The sequence below is a fragment of the Paraclostridium bifermentans genome (assembly GCF_964259345.1).
In the GTDB taxonomy this organism is placed as follows: domain Bacteria; phylum Bacillota; class Clostridia; order Peptostreptococcales; family Peptostreptococcaceae; genus Paraclostridium; species Paraclostridium bifermentans_B.
On the sequence record NZ_CAXVJR010000006.1, the window covers coordinates 46,537 to 65,125 of the forward strand.

General features: G+C 26.7%; 19 protein-coding genes. 17 read left to right on the forward strand and 2 right to left on the reverse strand.

The window, feature by feature from the left end; translation table 11 throughout:
* Together clpP and clpX are read left to right on the forward strand one after the other, a co-directional pair.
* Positions 1-585 carry an ATP-dependent Clp endopeptidase proteolytic subunit ClpP gene (gene clpP, locus ACEXNK_RS12625; RefSeq protein ID WP_373598903.1) on the forward strand — a complete coding sequence of 195 codons (585 nt, stop codon included), beginning with the start codon at positions 1-3 and terminating at the stop codon, positions 583-585.
* A 17-nt stretch (positions 586-602) separates the two neighbouring features.
* Positions 603-1,853, forward strand: a complete 1,251-nt coding sequence (gene clpX, locus ACEXNK_RS12630; RefSeq protein WP_373598904.1) for an ATP-dependent Clp protease ATP-binding subunit ClpX — start codon at positions 603-605, stop codon at positions 1,851-1,853.
* Positions 1,854-1,881: 28 nt separating this feature from the next.
* Here clpX and ACEXNK_RS12635 read toward each other — a convergent pair whose 3' ends face one another.
* Together ACEXNK_RS12635 and ACEXNK_RS12640 are read right to left on the reverse strand one after the other, a co-directional pair.
* Positions 1,882-2,409, reverse strand: coding sequence for a chromate transporter (locus ACEXNK_RS12635; RefSeq protein WP_373598905.1), 528 nt, complete (start codon positions 2,407-2,409; stop codon positions 1,882-1,884).
* Positions 2,394-2,909 carry a chromate transporter gene (locus ACEXNK_RS12640; protein ID WP_373598906.1) on the reverse strand — a complete coding sequence of 172 codons (516 nt, stop codon included), beginning with the start codon at positions 2,907-2,909 and terminating at the stop codon, positions 2,394-2,396. The genes ACEXNK_RS12635 and ACEXNK_RS12640 overlap by 16 nt, the downstream gene beginning before the upstream one ends.
* Before the next feature lie 168 nt (positions 2,910-3,077).
* Here ACEXNK_RS12640 and lon point away from each other — a divergent pair, with 168 nt between their 5' ends.
* From lon to ACEXNK_RS12715, 15 genes are all read left to right on the forward strand, one after another.
* Entirely contained in the window at positions 3,078-5,435 is a 2,358-nt protein-coding gene (lon, locus tag ACEXNK_RS12645; protein ID WP_373598907.1) for an endopeptidase La, read from the forward strand.
* Positions 5,425-6,036, forward strand: coding sequence for a ribosome biogenesis GTP-binding protein YihA/YsxC (gene yihA / locus ACEXNK_RS12650; protein WP_373598908.1), 612 nt, complete (start codon positions 5,425-5,427; stop codon positions 6,034-6,036). Before lon ends, yihA begins: the two co-directional genes overlap by 11 nt.
* Before the next feature lie 210 nt (positions 6,037-6,246).
* Positions 6,247-7,323, forward strand: coding sequence for an ATP-binding protein (locus ACEXNK_RS12655; protein WP_373598909.1), 1,077 nt, complete (start codon positions 6,247-6,249; stop codon positions 7,321-7,323).
* A gap of 63 nt (positions 7,324-7,386) precedes the next feature.
* The gene (locus ACEXNK_RS12660; protein ID WP_373598910.1) at positions 7,387-8,070 is read left to right on the forward strand and encodes a DUF881 domain-containing protein; all 684 of its coding nucleotides are present in this window, start codon (positions 7,387-7,389) and stop codon (positions 8,068-8,070) included.
* A gap of 100 nt (positions 8,071-8,170) precedes the next feature.
* Positions 8,171-9,469: a GspE/PulE family protein gene (locus tag ACEXNK_RS12665; protein WP_373598911.1), complete on the forward strand. Its 1,299-nt coding sequence runs from the start codon at positions 8,171-8,173 to the stop codon at positions 9,467-9,469.
* 10 nt (positions 9,470-9,479) lie between these two features.
* Positions 9,480-10,664 carry a type II secretion system F family protein gene (locus ACEXNK_RS12670; RefSeq protein WP_373598912.1) on the forward strand — a complete coding sequence of 395 codons (1,185 nt, stop codon included), beginning with the start codon at positions 9,480-9,482 and terminating at the stop codon, positions 10,662-10,664.
* Between the two features lie 23 nt (positions 10,665-10,687).
* A complete protein-coding gene (locus ACEXNK_RS12675; RefSeq protein ID WP_373598913.1) occupies positions 10,688-11,047 on the forward strand; it encodes a type II secretion system protein in 360 nt (119 codons plus the stop codon).
* 20 nt (positions 11,048-11,067) lie between these two features.
* The gene (pilM, locus tag ACEXNK_RS12680) at positions 11,068-11,889 is read left to right on the forward strand and encodes a pilus assembly protein PilM (protein WP_373598914.1); all 822 of its coding nucleotides are present in this window, start codon (positions 11,068-11,070) and stop codon (positions 11,887-11,889) included.
* Positions 11,889-12,359 (forward strand): PilN domain-containing protein, encoded by a 471-nt coding sequence (locus ACEXNK_RS12685; protein ID WP_373598915.1) that lies wholly within the window; start codon positions 11,889-11,891, stop codon positions 12,357-12,359. The genes pilM and ACEXNK_RS12685 overlap by 1 nt, the downstream gene beginning before the upstream one ends.
* Entirely contained in the window at positions 12,349-12,777 is a 429-nt protein-coding gene (locus tag ACEXNK_RS12690) for a hypothetical protein (RefSeq protein WP_373598916.1), read from the forward strand. Before ACEXNK_RS12685 ends, ACEXNK_RS12690 begins: the two co-directional genes overlap by 11 nt.
* Positions 12,778-12,857: 80 nt before the next feature.
* Positions 12,858-13,514, forward strand: coding sequence for a hypothetical protein (locus ACEXNK_RS12695; RefSeq protein WP_373598917.1), 657 nt, complete (start codon positions 12,858-12,860; stop codon positions 13,512-13,514).
* Between the two features lie 75 nt (positions 13,515-13,589).
* Positions 13,590-14,627 (forward strand): SEC-C domain-containing protein, encoded by a 1,038-nt coding sequence (locus tag ACEXNK_RS12700; protein ID WP_373598918.1) that lies wholly within the window; start codon positions 13,590-13,592, stop codon positions 14,625-14,627.
* A gap of 40 nt (positions 14,628-14,667) precedes the next feature.
* On the forward strand, positions 14,668-15,045 hold the full coding sequence (locus ACEXNK_RS12705) for a hypothetical protein (protein ID WP_373598919.1): 378 nt from the start codon (positions 14,668-14,670) through the stop codon (positions 15,043-15,045).
* Between the two features lie 97 nt (positions 15,046-15,142).
* Positions 15,143-16,747 carry an NAD(P)/FAD-dependent oxidoreductase gene (locus tag ACEXNK_RS12710; RefSeq protein ID WP_373598920.1) on the forward strand — a complete coding sequence of 535 codons (1,605 nt, stop codon included), beginning with the start codon at positions 15,143-15,145 and terminating at the stop codon, positions 16,745-16,747.
* A gap of 136 nt (positions 16,748-16,883) precedes the next feature.
* Positions 16,884-18,506, forward strand: coding sequence for a Na/Pi cotransporter family protein (locus ACEXNK_RS12715; protein ID WP_373598921.1), 1,623 nt, complete (start codon positions 16,884-16,886; stop codon positions 18,504-18,506).
* Positions 18,507-18,589 lie beyond the last annotated feature (83 nt).

The window sequence follows — 18,589 nt, forward strand, 5'->3', positions numbered from 1 at the left end:
ATGGCATTAGTACCTGTAGTAGTAGAACAAACAGGAAGAGGAGAAAGATCTTACGATATATATTCAAAACTTCTAAAAGATAGAATTATATTTTTAGGAGATGAAGTAAATGATGCTACAGCAGGACTTGTAGTAGCTCAGTTATTATTTCTAGAAGCTGAAGATCCAGATAAGGACATACATTTATATATAAACTCTCCAGGAGGAAGCATAACTGCTGGAATGGCAATATATGATACTATGCAATATATAAAACCAGATGTATCAACTATATGTATAGGTATGGCTGCATCTATGGGAGCATTCTTATTAGCTGCAGGAGAAAAAGGAAAAAGATTTGCACTTCCAAATAGTGAGGTTATGATACATCAACCACTAGGAGGAACTAGAGGGCAAGCTACTGATATAGAAATACATGCAAAAAGAATAGTAAGTATGAAAAATAAGTTGAACTCTATATTAGCTGAAAGAACAGGTCAGCCTATAGAAAAAATTAAAATGGATACTGAACGTGATAACTTCATGAGTGCAGAAGAAGCTATGGAATATGGCTTAATAGATGAAGTAATTACTAAAAGACCGTAGACAAGAGAGGTGTTAATATGTCAAAGTATGAAGATAAAAGACAATTAAAATGTTCATTCTGCGGTAAAAACCAAGAACAAGTTAGAAGACTTATTGCAGGTCCAAATGTATATATATGTGATGAATGTGTTGAATTATGTGATGAAATAATTCAAGAAGAGGTTGAGGAAACTACAGAAGAAGAATCTGTAAACTTACCAAAACCGAAAGAAATGATGGAAACATTAAATGATTATGTAATTGGTCAAGAAAAAGCTAAAAAAGCTTTATCTGTAGCCGTATATAATCATTACAAGAGAATATATGGAAAAAATAAGGGATCTAATAAAGATGTTGAAATTCAAAAAAGTAATATATTATTATTAGGACCTACTGGATCAGGAAAAACACTTCTTGCTCAAACTTTAGCTAAAACTTTAAATGTTCCATTTGCTATGGCAGATGCTACATCTTTAACAGAAGCTGGATACGTTGGAGAAGATGTTGAAAATATATTATTAAAGCTTATACAAGCAGCTGATTTTGATATAGAGAAAGCTGAAAGAGGTATAATATATATAGATGAGATAGATAAGATAGCTAGAAAATCTGAAAATCCATCTATAACAAGAGATGTTAGTGGTGAAGGTGTACAACAAGCTCTATTAAAGATATTAGAGGGAACTGTAGCTAATGTCCCACCTCAAGGAGGAAGAAAGCATCCACATCAAGAATTTTTAAAACTAGATACTACTAATATATTATTTATATTAGGTGGAGCTTTTGATGGAATAGAAAGAATTATACAAAGAAGAGGCGGCGAAAAAACTTTAGGTTTTGGAGCTAAGATAGAAAGTAAGAAAGATGTAGATCTTGGAAAAATTTATGCACGAGTTCAAACTGAAGACTTACTTAAATTTGGTATAATACCAGAATTTATAGGTAGAATACCAGTAGTTGCAACTTTAGAATTACTAGATGAAGAGGCACTTGTAAGTATACTAAAAGAACCTAAAAACTCTTTAGTAAAACAATTTAAGAAGTTATTAGAGCTAGATGGTGTTGAATTAGAATTTGAAGATGCTGCACTTAGAGCAATAGCTAAAAAAGCTATTGAAAGAAATACTGGCGCTAGAGGACTTAGAAGTATTGTTGAAAATATAATGATGGATATTATGTATGAGATACCATCTAGAGATGATATAAAGAAAATAATCCTAACAGAACAATCTGTAAAAGATGAAGCTGAACCAGTGGTTGTTTTAAAAGATAAAGAAGAAAGTGCATAAAAAAGGAGCTTTATAGCTCCTTTTTAATTTAGATAAAAGATAGGGCAATGCCTATGCATCCATATATAAAAACTGCTGATATAGATCCGATTTTCTTTGTATATAAAAGATAAAAAGCTGAAGAAAAAGCTAATATCTCATATATCCCCCAATGTATATCTATAGAAGATGAATACACAGCTGCTAAAATAAAACCTAAAGTTATAGGACGTAGAACAGAAAGAACTTTTTCAACTTTCTCGTTATCTTTAAACTTATTAAATAGTTTAGCTATTATTGTAAGACCTATAACTGAAAATAGTATAACCCCGATACTTGCAGCTAAAGATCCCCAAAATCCAGAGATTTTATAACCTACAAAAGTAGCACTATTTATTGCAATTGGCCCTGGTGTTGATTGTGAAAGTGCTAATAAATCTAAAAATTCCTTATTAGATATAAAATTATATTTATCAATAAACTCTTGTTGTATAAAAGGAAGCATAGCGTAACCACCACCAAAGCTAAAGCTACCTATTTTAAGAAATGTTAAAAATAGCATTAAGACTTCGGACATAGAGCATATACACCTCCTAATATTATTAAGTATATTGGGCTTATATTAAATACACCGACACAAAAGAATGATATAATTAAAAATGATATATTTTTCTTAGATTTGGGTAATTTATTAAACATATTTACAAATGAATAAAGTATTAGAGCTATAACGACTGGACTTACTCCAGTGAAAAAACCATTTAAAATATTTGAGCTTTGATTGTTAAAATAGAAATATGATAATATTAGTACTATACAAAAAGATGGAAGTATAGAACCTAGAGTACAAACTAATACTCCTGGAATTTTGTGCAACCTATAACCTAATAAAATAGAAATATTTGCAGCTAATACACCGGGGTAACTTTGTGCTATAGAAAGGTAATCAACAAATTCTTGTTGAGTTAATAGTTTTTGCTTATTAACAAGTTCATCCTCTATGAGAGGTACCATAGCATAGCCGCCACCGAATGTAAAAGCGCCTATTTTACAAAATGTTAAAAAAAGCTTAAGCATAGAATCCTCCATATTTAAAAATTAGTATACAAGTAATAATATTATAACATAATAGTAATAAATGGATGTAAATGATTAAGAAATATCTAATATTATTGAAAATTCAATTATGTAAATATATAATAAAGAAAGTGACGCAATCTAGCATTTGGAAGGAGTGATGTTAGTATGGATAAAAACTACACTAAAATAGAACGTGAATTACCGCTGATTCCTTTAAGAGGATTAGCTATATTCCCATATATGATATTAAGCTTTGATGTAGGGAGAGAGATATCTTTAAAAGCATTAGATGAGGCGATGGCAGATGATGAAATGATATTCTTAACAGCCCAAAAAGACTCATCAATAGATGAACCTACAGAGGAAGACTACTATCATACAGGAACAATATGTAAAATTAAACAATTAGTAAAGTTGCCTGGAGAAGGGGTTAGAGTATTAGTTGAAGGTGTATCAAGAGGAACGATAAAAGAATTTATACAAGAGGAACCATACATAAGAGTTTCATTAGAAGAAGTAGTATATGATATTGATACTGTAAATGAAGATAAAGAAGTACAAGCAACAGTTAGAAATGTATTTGATGCTTTTGAAGAATATATAAATATAAGTAATAGGGTATCTCCTGAAATACTTATAAACTTAGCTGAAATGGATAATGAAGATAGATTTGTAGATACTATAGCAGCTAATATGTTCCTTAAACCAGAGCAAAAGCAAGCTATTTTAGATGAATTTGATATTCAAGCTAGATTAGAATTAATATTAAAAACATTATTAGAAGAAATTGAATTATTAAAAATAGAAAAAAAGATAGCTTTAAAAGTTAAAAAAAGTATGAATAAAGTTCAAAAAGAGTATTATCTTAGAGAACAATTAAAAGCTATTCAAAAAGAATTAGGAGAAGATGAAGATATAGATTCTGAAGCTGATACTTACAGAAAGCAACTTAAAAAGTTAAAGGCGTCAAAAGAAACAAAAGAGAAGATATCAAAAGAAATAAATAAATTTTCAAAAATATCTCCGATGGCTCCAGATTTAGCTGTAAGTAGAAATTACTTAGACACTATATTTTCTTTACCTTGGAATAAAGAAACAAAAGATAAGTTAGATATAAAAAGAGCAGAAGAGATATTAGATGCAGAGCATTATGGACTTGAAAAAGTAAAAGAGAGAATAATAGAATATTTAGCTATTAGAAAATTATCTAATAGTTTAAAAGGACCTATATTATGCTTAGTTGGACCTCCAGGTGTAGGAAAAACATCTATAGCTAAATCTATAGCAAACTCACTAGATAGAAAGTTTGTAAGAATATCACTAGGTGGAGTTAGAGATGAAGCTGAAATAAGAGGGCATAGAAGAACCTATGTAGGAGCTATACCAGGTAGAATTATAAATGGTCTTAAAGAAGCTAAAACTAAAAATCCAGTATTTTTATTAGATGAAATAGATAAAATGTCATCAGACTTTAAAGGTGATCCATCAGCAGCAATGCTAGAAGTTCTAGATCCAGAACAAAACAAGGACTTTGTAGATCACTATTTAGAAGTTCCTTTTGATTTGTCTAAGATATTATTTGTTACAACAGCAAATACTTTAAGTACTATACCTAGACCATTATTAGATAGAATGGAAGTAATAGAGGTATCTGGATATATAGAAGAGGAAAAATTAAATATAGCTAAAAAATACCTATTACCTAAACAAATTAAAGAAAATGCTCTAAAAGAAGATTTTGTAAAGATTGATGATGAAACTATGCTTGAAATTATCAATAGTTATACAAGAGAAGCTGGAGTTAGAGGATTAGAAAGAACTATAGGAAAAATATGTAGAAAAGCTGCTAGAAAATATGTTGAAGATGAAAGCATAGAAGAAATAGTAGTTACTAAAAGTGATTTAGAAGACTATTTAGGTAAGCAAAAGGTAAGACATCAAATGGCAGGTAAAGAGCCAGAAGTTGGTGTTGTAACAGGACTTGCATGGACTGCAGTAGGAGGAGAAACTTTAACTACAGAAGTTAATGTTTTAAAAGGAAAAGGACAAATTGTTTTAACAGGAAAACTTGGAGATGTAATGAAAGAGTCTGCTAGAACAGGGATATCTTATATAAGATCTATAGCAGATAGATTTGATATAAATCCAGATTTTTATAAAGAAAATGATATCCATATCCATTTACCAGAAGGAGCTGTTCCTAAAGATGGACCATCTGCAGGTATAACAATGGCTCTAGGAGTTATATCAGCATTAACTAATATTCCTGTTAGAAATAATGTGGCAATGACAGGTGAAATAACTTTAAGAGGAAGAGTTCTTGCAGTTGGAGGAGTTAAAGAGAAACTTTTAGCTGCTCATAGAGCTGGAATAACTAAAGTCTTACTTCCTAAAGAATGTGAAGCAGATTTAGATGAAATACCTCAAAAGGTAAAAGATGAAATGGAATTTGTTTTAGTAAGCCACATGGACGAAGTATTAGAACATGCATTATTAAGGAATGGTGAGAAAGATGAAAATTAGAAGTGCTGAAATTACGATGAGTGCAGTAAATAAAAGTCAATATCCAGAGGAAGGTATACCAGAAATTGCATTAGTTGGTAGATCAAATGTTGGAAAGTCATCTACTGTAAACACTCTATTAAATAGAAGAAACTTTGCAAGAACAAGTCAAACTCCAGGTAAAACTAGAACTATAAACTTTTATTTAATAAATGAAGAGTTTTACTTTGTAGACTTACCAGGTTATGGATATGCAAAATTATCTAAATCTGAAAAAGAAAAATGGGGAGTTATAATGGAAAGATATTTACAAGAAAGAGATGAGCTTTGTGCTATTTGTTTACTTGTAGATATAAGACATGAACCATCAAATGATGATAAAATGATGTATGATTGGATAAAGCATTATGGATATGACTGTGTAATAGTAGCTACAAAAGCTGATAAAATATCAAGAGGTCAATATCAAAAACATTTTAATATAATAAGAAAAAAATTAGGATTATCAAAAGAAGATAAAATATTCCCTATATCGTCTTTAAAGAAAACTGGAGTTGAAGAATTATGGAGTGAATTAATTTCTCAATATACAGATAAGGGTTACGAAATAAGAGTAGACTAATAAAAAGCAGCTAAACTTTAAAAGTTTAGCTGTTTTTTTACGTTTATAAACTATATATGTTGAGCATAAAAATATTTTTAATAAATGTATGAATTAGTTAGAGATAGGGGTAAAGTGAATTTTTATTAATAATTATTGGACAAACACAAATACTATAATAGTTTAATAGTTTAATATAGGGAATAAAAAATGCTTGGAGGGAATGAACTTATGGAAGGTAACGTAAGAAAGATGTTTCCAGGTGGAAACACATCTAAAGGATTTAAGTCATTTTTTGATTATGTTATACCTAAAAATGTAAATATAATATTTTGTATGAAAGGAGGACCTGGAGTAGGGAAATCATCTTTAATGAAGAAGGTAGCAAAGGAAATGATAAATAGAGGATATGATGTTGATTTATACCCATGTTCATCAGATCCCAATTCATTAGATGCTATAGTTATAAAAGACTTAGGGGCAGTTATGTTAGATGCTACAGCACCTCATATAGTAGATCCGAAAAATCCTGGGGCTATAGATGAGATATTAGACTTAGGAAGATTTTGGAATAGAAAAGGTATTGAGGATAAAAAAGAAGAAGTTTTAGAATGTAATAAAGAAGTTAGTAGATTTTTTAAGATGGGATTTAAATATTTTGAAGCAGCGGCACCTATAGCTTATGAAATACAATCTAAAAATATAGATTGTATGGATTTTGGAGGAGTTAATGAGCTTACATCGGGATTAATAGAAAGTATATTTGAAAACTGTACTCCAAACAAAGAATATAAACCATCTATACATTTATTTGGTAGTGCATTATCACCTATAGGACATGTAGAATATACAGATACTATATTAAAAGATATAGATAATATATATTATCTAGAAGGTGACTTAGGTACAGGTAAATCTACTTTACTAAATAAAATTGCTAGTAAGTCTGAAGAATATGGAATTGAGGTAGAGCTATTCCATGCACCTTTACTACCGGAAAAAATAGAGACTATTGTTATAAAAGATTTAGAAATAGCTATAACAACAAGTGAGCTATTTAAACATAATAATAAAAAATCCATCGATTTAAATTCATTTATGGATAAAGAGAAGCATAAAAAATATAAAGAAGAATTAGAATTTAGTAATAATATCTTAGAAGAATTAGTTAATTATGGATTATTAAATATAACTAGAGCAAAGGAAGCACATGATAAATTAGAAGAATATTATATACCAAATATGGACTTTGATAAGGTTAATGAATTAAAAGATTTATTAATAGAAAGAATTATATCGTATAATTAAATTAAACTAAAATAAAAAGAGTCATATGACTCTTTTTTGATTTTAAGTGAGGTGAAATCGAGTATGAAAAAACCATATATGTTAATAATAGTAGTTAGTGTTATAAGTGGAATATTTGTAGGGTATATGATGAAAAAAGATGAGTTTGAAAAAAATAGTTTTATTGTAAAGGACGAAGTTATATATGAAAATATAAAAGAAGTAAATGAATCTATAGAGAGACTAAATAAGGAAAAAGAAAAGCTATATAAAGAGTTAAATAATTTTAATGAAACTTACTTGAGCTCTAGTGAAATAAATACTATTGAAACTATGAAGGCAAATTTATCATATACAGATATATATGGAAAAGGAATAGAAGTAGTAATAGACGCTGAGAATGATGAAGCAGGGAATATAGCTAACTTAATTGATTATAATAATATACTTATAAATACTGTAAATGATTTAAAATCAAAGGGAGGGAAATATATAAGTATAAATAACCAAAGAATAAATCAATATACTGCAATAATATTGGCAGGAAATCATATAAATATTAACTTTATTCCAATAGCACCCCCATATAATATAAAGGTCATAGGAGATATTGAAAAATTAAAAGATTATAAAACTAAATCAAATTATTATATAAAAAATCTAACAGAGAATTATCCTATAAATATAACTGTATCTGAAGTAAAAAATATAAGTATGAATAAAATGGAAATTCAAAATAATTTAGATTATATAAAGGAGAGTAGATAATATTTTAGTACTAAATGATGAAGCTCCATGTATAATATCTAAAAACTTAGCTATAAAATATAATGCTATACCTATAGACATTGATAATGAAAATAATTTAATGGTAGCAATAGCAAAAGAAAATTTATATGCAGATGAAGACTTTAGACTAGCTACTGGAAAAAATATTATTTTTAAGTTAGAAAATGAAAGTGATATAAAAAAAGATATTGAAAGGTATTATCTTGAAAATAATACTAATAGTGATGAGTACTCAAAAACATTAGTAGATGATATATTGAAAAAAGCATTAAGTTTAGAAGCTAGTGATATACATATAGAGCCATATGAATGCAATTTGAAAATAAGAATGAGAATAGATGGATATTTAAATGAGATTTATAGTTATCCGATTAAATTACATATGAGATTAGTGTCTATTATAAAATTATTAGCAGGTATAGATATTGCAGAAAAAAGACTACCTAAAGATGGAAGGATAGATAGGGTTATAAACAATAACTTGATAGACTTAAGGATATCTACAATTCCGACTATACACGGAGAAAAAGTTGTTATTAGGATGTTAAATAGAGATAAATTTTTAAAGAATAAATCAGAAATTGGATTCTCTCAACATTCAATACAAAAAATAAATAATATAGTAAAAAATAATAATGGAATATTGATAATAACAGGCCCTACAGGTAGTGGAAAAACAACTACTTTATATTCAATAGTAAATGACTTTAAACATATGGATAAAAACATAGTTACAATAGAAGATCCTGTAGAGTACAAAATAGATGGCATTAATCAAATACAATTAAATACAAAAATTGGATTGAACTTTGCTAATGGACTTAGAGCTATTTTAAGACAAGACCCAGATATAATTATGGTGGGTGAAATAAGAGATGTAGAAACTGCAAAAATAGCAATGAGAGCAGCAGCTACAGGTCATTTAGTTTTAAGTACAATGCATACTAATAGCGCAGTAGAGGCTATAAATAGACTATTAGATATGGAAATACCAAGGTATTTAATAGCATCCTCTCTAAAAGGCATAGTAGCACAAAGGTTAGTAAGACGAACTTGTAATAAATGTAAAAGTGAGTCATATGTAAATTTAGTAAATAATGAAAGATTTGATATGAGTGTATATAGTAGTGGTAAGCCAGAAATAGTATGCTCTGAGTGTAACAATTCAGGATATAAAGGTAGGATTGCTGTAAATGAAGTATTGGAAATTAATAAGAATATAAGAACGGCTATAATAGAAGGTAAAAATACTGAAGAAATTTATAGCATTGCAAAAAATAATGATATGATTACATTTGAAGATAGTTGCAAATACTTGATAAAAGAAGGGATTACAACACAGGATGAATGCATATCTGTAGAAGTTTTGAATAATTAGAGGTGAGTTAGTGTCTAAATATGAATGCATATTATATGACGAAGAAGGAAATAGAAAAAATGTTAAGTTAGAATTTGAATCTGAAAAAGATTTAGATTTATATGCAAAAGAAAATAATTTAAAAATAGCTTGTACAAAAATATTAAAAGAAAACAAAATTAAAAGACTAAAAAATAAAGATCTGTCTATTATTTGTAATCAATTAGGGATGATGATATCATCGGGATGTGAAATTACAAATTCATTAAATACAATACGAAGTAATTGTAATAGTAAAATAAATTCAATTCTAAAAATAATAAATAATAATCTTAAAAAAGGAAATTCAATCTCCGAATCATTTCAAAATACATATGTATTTTCAAATTTTTTCATAAACATGATAAGAGCAGGCGAAGAAAGTGGGAAATTAGATGAAATATTTATAAACTTATCTAATTATTATAAAAAGGAATATGAATTTAAAAATAAATTATTAACAGCAATGATATATCCTTTATTACTAATAATAGTTAGTTCTTTAGTAATTTTATTTATGCTTATATATGCAGTTCCAAATTTTCAAAAATCTTTTTTGCAAAATAATAATAATCTTCCTGTAAGTACTAAAATTTTAATTAATATATCTATGTTTATTAGAAATTACTATGAAATCATAGTAGTAATTTTATTAATTTTAGTGCTTTATATATTAAACAAGATAAAAACATCAAATGAATTTAGATATTTTATAGATAAAAAAATATTTAAATTTAGATATTCTAAAAAAATAGTTCAAAATATAGAAATTAGTAAATTTATAAGATGTTTTTATATATTAAGTAGTAATGGAATACATATTACTAGCTCTCTAGATATATCATCTAAAGTTATAGGTAATAAGTACATGTATGAGAAAATAGAAATATCAAAAGAAAATATAAAAAAAGGAAATAGCATAACTGATTCATTTAAATTGGCAAATATTTTTCCAGAATTGGTAATATCTATTTTAAAGGTTGGAGAAGAAACAGGAAATATAGATAAGTGTTTAAAAAGTATAACTGAAAATTACGATAGAAATTTAGAAAGTTTTGTTAATAAAATTGTGAAAATAATTGAACCGATTATTATAAGCATTATGGGGATTGTAATAGGAGCTATAGTTATATCTATGATGATTCCTATTTTTGATGCTGTTACATCATTTCAATAAATAATATAAAGGAGTGTTAATTAATGAAAAAAAGAAGAGGTTTTACTTTGATTGAATTAGTTATAGTTGTTGCTATATTAGGGACATTGTCTAGTATAGCTTTAGTTAAATTTTCAGATGTAGGGAAACAGAGTAAGGTAAACTCTGACTATGTTACTGCAAATAATATAGCTACTGCTGCAAAACTAGCTTTAAATAGTAATAGTGGTATAAATGATCTTGATATTAATTACTTAGTTACAAATAATTATTTAGAAAGTGTACCTAAAGTACAAAGTGAAGAAGAAAAAGAATTTGAACTTAAAATAAGTGATGATGGAAAAAGTATTAAAGTATTAGTTGGAGATAAAACATTTTATCCTAAGAGTGAAGTAGTATCATAAGGTTAAAAAATATAAAGGAGATGATAAAAATTATAGGTACTATAGCTATAGAGATAGAAAATAGATGTATAAAATTAGTAGCAATAGAAAATTGTTTTGGAACTAAAAAAATTAAGTTATTAAAAGAAATACAATGTAATTGCATATCTGATGAAAATATAATAACAAATATAGATAATGTAAGCTGTTTAATAAAAAATGAAATAAGTAGTATGAAATTACCATTTAAACAAATTTCATATACAATACAAAATAAAAATATAATAAATAGAAATGTAAATATAATAAATACAAATCACAAAGAAGATATATATGGATTAATAAAATACGAATTAAACCAATATATGCCAATAGACCTAGAAAAATATGTACTAAAATATAGATTATTAGAAGAAAATATTAAATCAATAGATGTACAAGCTATTCTTATGCCTAAATTAATAGTTCAAAATTACAAAAAGCTGTCAAAAAATCTGAAAATAATTCCTAAAATATTAGATGTTAATTTTAATGCATTACAAAATTTAATAAAAAAAGATATTGTTTTAATAGATAATAAAGAAAATATTATTTTAGATATAAAAAATGATATTACTAACGTTAATAAAATAAACGGAAAAAACATAATTAGTTCTCATACTATTGAAAATAATAATTTAGCCAATTTTATAAATAATAATATGGGTGATATTAATAATATTTACTACTATGGAATAGAAGAAAAAAATTTAGATAATGAGATTAAACAAAAATTAAACTTAAGTGAGATTGAAATAAATAAAGAGCTTTTAGATATAAAAAATTTAAATAAATTTATAAATAATATAGGATTAGCATATTAATGGAAAATTTAAATCGTATTAATTTTTTTAAAGAAAATAATAGTAGTAAACTAAATATAAGTATTATAAATATAATAATTACGGCAGTAATGATTTTATTTGTAATAATAAATTTTTTCAAAGTATATGAAGTTAGCAAACTAGAGAATGAAGTTAATTTAAATAAAGAAAATATAAGTCTAGGCAAAGTAGATGATTTACAAAATGTAAATGGAGTAGAGATAAGTAAATTGAAAAAAACTATAGAATTAATGTTAGATAACAGTATTAGTGATATTGAATTTCAAAATAAGAAAATAAAACTCATTGGATTGAGTTCAGAGATAAATAAAGTAAATAACTATGTAGAGATGCTTAAATCAAGTCCAAATATAAAAAACTGTAACATAAATTCGGTTACTAGACAAAATGAAGCTTATCAATTTGAAATTAATGCAGATATAGGAGATATTGATAGTAATGAAATTTAAAAAAATAGATAAAAACTTAATTTATGTATTTATCACAATTGGTATAATTATTTTAAATATATTCTTAGTATATAAACCTATAAAGAATAAAGAAACTAGATTATTAAATCAAATTAAAGTTATAAAAAAATTAGAAAAAGAAAAAGTACAAGATGATAAGAAATACTTAAAAAGTGAAAACCTAATTATGGAAGTTGATAATTATTTTAAAGACTCAGGGATGATAGAATATATAAAATCTAATCAAGAAGAAGGTAGGTATAGTATAGATGTAGAGGTAAATGGAAATAAAGATTTAATAGTAGGTAAAATAATGGAAATGGAGAAATTAGATGAAGATATGCGCATAGAAAACTTATGCATGAAAAACATAGATGGTCAAAATATAAATTGTAAACTGAAAATCAATACAAAATAGAAAAAGGTTTTCCTTTGCGATTTGTAGAATAAATTTACAAATAAGAAAATAATTCTACAAAAACTTAAAGGAGGGCTAGGATGAATAATATACTTTATATCAATGACTATATGTATAATTTAGAGAAGCAATTTTTAGAAGGTGAAGATAAAAAGTATATAGAAGTATGTAAAAATATTTATGGAGTTAATATAGATAAAATAAGTATAAATATATGGACCTCACATATTATGGATGAGTTTAGAGAAAATATAATTAAAAACTGTAAAGATGTAAATAACATAGAAGAAATATCAAAAGAAATTTATAACACTTTAAAAAAAGATAGGAAAAAAATTATTTTATATGCATACTTAAAAGGTCATATATGTGGATATAATGATTATAAGTTAATAATAGATTTTAAATATAAATATAAAATTAAGTCTATAAATAACTCTGAAAAATATTTATTAAAATATGATGAATTTGAAGAATTTCTTGATTTTATAAAAAATAATAAATCTGAGGATTTTAATAGCGATATAATGTTAAAAAATATTAATAATTACTACATAGAAAATATAAAAAAAGATATTTTAACTATAAATATAGATTTTGATAAAGAAAGACTGATTAATATTGTAGAAGAAACAATAATAAAAGAAGTTATAAAAAAATATAACGAAGGGATTTTATATGGAATTTTGTATAAAATCAATAAAAAAGCGCTTAAAATCAATAAAATGGGTTTATAGTATAGAATCATTGAAAAAAAGATGATATAATTATAAATTGTATTTAAATTTAGAAATAAAGGAGTGAAAGTAACAGTGTTAGGGAGAAACGAGTTATGCCCATGCGGAAGTGGGAAAAAATATAAAAAATGCTGTTTAAATAAAGATGTTGTGTCGGAAAGAGCTAGTAGAAAAATTGTACTTTCACAAAAACAATATTCACAACTGTACTCAAAACTGTATGAATATTCAAGACAGCCACAATTTAATGATGAGTATAAAAAAGCACAAGAAATGTTTTATATATTAGATGATGAAAATATAAATAATAAGTTTGAAAGTTTCTTTAACACATACTTTATACAAGATCATATAATGGAAAATAAAAAAGTTATAACTGTTGACTTTTTTGAAGAAAATAAAAATAACTTAACAAAAGCTGAAGTAGAAATATTAAAAAGCTTATTTGAATCTTATGTAAGTGTATATGTTATAAAAGAAAAATTAGAAGATAAAATACTATTAAAAGATGCTATAACAGGAGACGAAATATATACTGAAGATATAAATCTATTAAATGGGTTTAATCAAGGTGATTGTATAATAGCAAGAATAGTAAAAGTTGGAGAGTCACATTTATTACTAGATGTAACAGTAAGTATATCAGAAGCTGTAAAGGATATTATAGTAAATGATATAAACCACTTCTTCAAACAATATGAGGATTTATATAAAGACATAAAAACTTTCTTAATATATCATACTCACATATTATACAAGTATATTCAACAATTACTAGATCCTAAGATAGCAGAATATCTTAAAAATCAAAAAGAAGTTAGTGCTAAAAAACAAGAAGAAGTTAAAGATATGATATCAGAAGATGATTGTAAAGTTTCAGCTTTACTTAAATCACAAGTTGAAGCTGATATTTTAGAAAAATGTTTAGATTTCTGGAACAGTTACAAAGCTAATAATAGCGAAATAAAAGGTTCTGAGAATGGATGGGCTGCAGCTGTAGAATATCATATTAAAAAAGAAAATGGACAAGCTGTAACACAATCTCAAATATCTAAAAAATACGATATAAGTCCAAGTACTTTAGGTAAGAGACACAAAGACTTAAGAATGTAGTGTAAAACTTAAATTTTAATATACAGAAAGAGGTATATACATGGGTCTTAATTTAGGAAAATCAATTGCTGTATCAACAAGTTATGTAAAATCTAATCCAGCGGTGCCAGTATACAAAGGAGAAGAAACTCCAGAAAACTTATATGCTGTAATATATCATATAGAAATAGGATATAATGAAAAAAGCTCAGAAAAAGCAATGCAATACATAATAATAGACTATAAAGATTTTGAATTATGTGATTCTGCTAAAGAAGAGTTAATAAATATAGCTAAAGAATACTGCAAGCAAAATGGTATAGAAGATAACGAACAAACTCAAATAGCATTACTAGATAATGAAGAGGCAGAGAATTTCTTAGAAAAAGTATTTAATAACATGAAGGTTATAAGAGGTTTAATAACTAAAAGAGATTAAGTAACAATATAATTTATAATATAACCATAAAAGCTAGGCCTTAGAAAGCCTAGCTTTTATTTTAAACAAAACTTCAAATAGAGAAAGGGATATACAGATGTTAAGAGTTTCAAATATAAAATTAGATATCAATGATAGCTTAGATAATATAAAAGATTTGATACTAAAAAAATTAAAAATAAGTGAAAAAGAATTAGTTAAATACAAGATATATAAAGAGTCTATAGATGCTAGAAGAAAAGGTAAAATAGAATTTGTATATACTGTAGATGTAGAAATAAAAAATGAAAAAAATATATTAAAAAAATCAAAAATTAAAGATGTAGTTGAAGTTAAAGAAAAAAATTATAAAGATGTTGAAAGTGGCAATGAAGTTTTAAATAATAGACCAGTTATAGTTGGTAGTGGGCCTGCCGGTTTGTTTGCATCGTTAGTTTTAGCACAAAGAGGTTATAGACCTATACTACTAGAAAGAGGATTAGACGTAGATACTAGAACAAAGGATATAGATAGTTTTTGGGAAGAAGGAAAATTTAACTCTAAGTCTAATGTTCAATTTGGTGAAGGTGGAGCAGGAACATTTTCAGATGGTAAATTAACAACTAGAATAAAAGATATTAGATGTAGGAAAGTACTTGAGGAACTTGTAAATTTTGGAGCTCCTGAAGAAATATTATATTCTTATAAGCCACATGTAGGAACAGATATATTAAAGGAAGTAGTTAAAAATATAAGAAAAGAAATAATAAGATTAGGAGGAGAAGTAAAGTTTGATGCTAAAGTAACGGATATTAGCATTGAAAATGGACATATAAAATCTGTTGTTGTTAATGAAAGTGAAAGAATAGAATCAGATGCAGTTATACTTGCAATAGGACACAGTGCTAGAGATACATATGAGATGCTTTATGAAAGAGGCGTTAAGATTACTCAAAAGCCATTTGCGATAGGAGCTAGAATAGAACATCCTCAGGAACTAATAAACAAAGCTCAATATAAAGAGTTTGCAGGACATCCTAGATTAGGAGCAGCTGACTATAGACTAGTAGAGCATACATCAAATGGAAGAACAATATATACTTTCTGTATGTGCCCAGGAGGCTCTGTAATAGCATCAGCATCTGAAGATGGACAAGTGGTGACAAATGGTATGAGTGAACATGCTAGAGATAAAGAGAATGCGAATAGTGCGGTTTTAGTTAATGTAACTCCAGAGGACTTTGAAAGTAATCATCCTCTAGCAGGTGTACACTTCCAAGAAAAATATGAGAAGTTAGCATTTGAATTAGGTGGAAAAAACTATAATGCACCAATTCAATTAGTTGGAGATTTTATAAATGATAAAATAAGTGAAAAATTAGGAACTGTAACACCATCATACAAACCAGGATATAAATTTGTAGACCTAAGAGATTGTTTACCTAAGTTTGTTTGTGAAACTATGAAAGAAGGTTTATTAATATTAGATAAAAAATTAAATGGTTTTGCTATGAATGATGCAATTTTAACTGGAGTAGAAACAAGATCATCAGCTCCAATAAGGATTGTTAGAGATGAAGAAAGTCTAGAATCTATAAACGTAAGTGGATTTTATCCAAGTGGAGAAGGAGCAGGATATGCAGGTGGGATAGTAACTGCGGCAGTAGATGGAATTAAATGTGCTGAAAAAATAATATCTAAATATTCTGAAACCAATATTTAACATAAATTTAATAAAAATTTAATATATTTTTAATATTTAACATGGATTTAACAAAAATATGTAGCTCGTTTGATAAAATGATTAAGGTGCTATATTTATAGACTAATATTATAAATATTTCAAGGAGGAAATGAAATTGGATATAGTAATTAGCCTTATGGGAGGATTGGGTTTATTCTTATATGGAATGAACTTGATGGCAGAAGGTCTTGAAAAATCAGCAGGATCGAAACTTAAAAAGATAGTAGAACTTCTTACGAGTAATATATTCATGGGAGTATTAGTAGGTGCATTTGTTACAGCGGTTATACAAAGTAGTAGTGCAACTACAGTTATGGTTGTTGGATTTGTTAACGCAGGTATAATGAATTTAACGCAAGCAATAGGGGTTATCATGGGTGCTAATATAGGTACAACTATAACAGCACAACTTGTATCATTTAATTTAAATGGAATGGCACCAGTTGCTTTAGGAATTGGTATTATTTTATATTTATTTGCGTCTAAACCAAAAACAAAAAATATAGCAGAAATACTTATAGGATTTGGTATATTATTTACTGGTATGGACTTTATGAAAGAAGCAGTTAAGCCATTAGAAGAATATAAAGGATTTACTGATTTATTAATAACATTCGGAAATCATAAAATACTAGGTATGTTACTAGGATTTGGGATAACAGCTATAGTTCAAAGTTCAAGTGCATCTATGGGTATGCTTATAGCACTAGCGTCACAAGGATTAATACCTTTAGAAGCTGCATTACCTATATTATATGGACAAAATATAGGAACATGTGTTACATCGTTAATATCAAGTGTAGGTGCATCTAGCAATGCTAAAAGAGCAGCTGTAATGCATTTAATATTTAACGTGTTAGGAACATTAGTATTCTTAATATTCTTAAATGGACCTGTGGTTGGACTAGTTACTAGTATGAACCCAGGAGATGTTGCAAGACAATTAGCAAACACTCATACATTATTTAACATAATTTCAGTTATAATCTTATTACCATTTAGTAAGTTTATAATAAAACTTGCAGTTAAGCTTGTTCCTGATAAAAAGGGAGAAGAAGATGATCATAAGGCTATAAAATATCTAGATGATAGAATGGTTGAAACTCCTTCAATAGCAGTTGCAAGTGCTGTAAAAGAAACTTTAAGAATGGGTAAAAAATCTAAGGAAAGTTTAACTTATGCAGTAGAAGGATTTATAGGAAAATCTCAAGAGAAGATAGATAAATCATTTAAAAGAGAAAAAATGGTAAATGAGTTACAAAAAGGGATATTAAACTATTTATTAAAACTATCAAAGGCTAATTTAGATGAGGATTCTAGAGACATAGTAGACTCATTATTCAATACAGTTAATGATATAGAAAGAATTGGAGACCATGCAGAAAATATTGCAGAACTGGCTCAAGATATAATAGATTCAGAGTTAAAACTATCTGAACAAGGAACAGAAGAAATAAGAGAATTATATAATAAAGTTATATCAACATATTCTTATGCACTTGAAGCTATGAAAAATTATGATGTAGATTTAGCTTGTAAAGTTATAAAAATGGAAGAACAAGTTGATATTATGGAAAAATCTTGTAGAGCAAATCATATGCATAGATTAAATAATAATTTATGTAGTATTGATAGCGGAGTAATATACTTAGATTTAATATCTAACTTAGAAAGAGTATCTGATCACGCAGTTAATATAGCTCAACAAGTTATAGCAAATAAAATAGATTCTAAATAATAATTTAACTTAAAATTCCTGTATATTTTTATATACAGGAATTTTGCATATATGAACAAAATTTTGAAAATATTATAATTAAA

What these genes read in the sequence shown, in the direction of transcription:
- clpP (WP_373598903.1), top strand. Translation starts at nt 1, where the DNA reads ATGGCATTAGTACCTGTAGTAGTAGAACAAACAGGAAGAGGAGAAAGA.
- clpX (WP_373598904.1), top strand. Translation starts at nt 603, where the DNA reads ATGTCAAAGTATGAAGATAAAAGACAATTAAAATGTTCATTCTGCGGT.
- ACEXNK_RS12635 (WP_373598905.1), bottom strand. Translation starts at nt 2,409, where the DNA reads ATGTCCGAAGTCTTAATGCTATTTTTAACATTTCTTAAAATAGGTAGC.
- ACEXNK_RS12640 (WP_373598906.1), bottom strand. Translation starts at nt 2,909, where the DNA reads ATGCTTAAGCTTTTTTTAACATTTTGTAAAATAGGCGCTTTTACATTC.
- lon (WP_373598907.1), top strand. Translation starts at nt 3,078, where the DNA reads ATGGATAAAAACTACACTAAAATAGAACGTGAATTACCGCTGATTCCT.
- yihA (WP_373598908.1), top strand. Translation starts at nt 5,425, where the DNA reads ATGAAAATTAGAAGTGCTGAAATTACGATGAGTGCAGTAAATAAAAGT.
- ACEXNK_RS12655 (WP_373598909.1), top strand. Translation starts at nt 6,247, where the DNA reads ATGGAAGGTAACGTAAGAAAGATGTTTCCAGGTGGAAACACATCTAAA.
- ACEXNK_RS12660 (WP_373598910.1), top strand. Translation starts at nt 7,387, where the DNA reads ATGAAAAAACCATATATGTTAATAATAGTAGTTAGTGTTATAAGTGGA.
- ACEXNK_RS12665 (WP_373598911.1), top strand. Translation starts at nt 8,171, where the DNA reads ATGGTAGCAATAGCAAAAGAAAATTTATATGCAGATGAAGACTTTAGA.
- ACEXNK_RS12675 (WP_373598913.1), top strand. Translation starts at nt 10,688, where the DNA reads ATGAAAAAAAGAAGAGGTTTTACTTTGATTGAATTAGTTATAGTTGTT.
- pilM (WP_373598914.1), top strand. Translation starts at nt 11,068, where the DNA reads ATGATAAAAATTATAGGTACTATAGCTATAGAGATAGAAAATAGATGT.
- ACEXNK_RS12685 (WP_373598915.1), top strand. Translation starts at nt 11,889, where the DNA reads ATGGAAAATTTAAATCGTATTAATTTTTTTAAAGAAAATAATAGTAGT.
- ACEXNK_RS12690 (WP_373598916.1), top strand. Translation starts at nt 12,349, where the DNA reads ATGAAATTTAAAAAAATAGATAAAAACTTAATTTATGTATTTATCACA.
- ACEXNK_RS12695 (WP_373598917.1), top strand. Translation starts at nt 12,858, where the DNA reads ATGAATAATATACTTTATATCAATGACTATATGTATAATTTAGAGAAG.
- ACEXNK_RS12705 (WP_373598919.1), top strand. Translation starts at nt 14,668, where the DNA reads ATGGGTCTTAATTTAGGAAAATCAATTGCTGTATCAACAAGTTATGTA.
- ACEXNK_RS12710 (WP_373598920.1), top strand. Translation starts at nt 15,143, where the DNA reads ATGTTAAGAGTTTCAAATATAAAATTAGATATCAATGATAGCTTAGAT.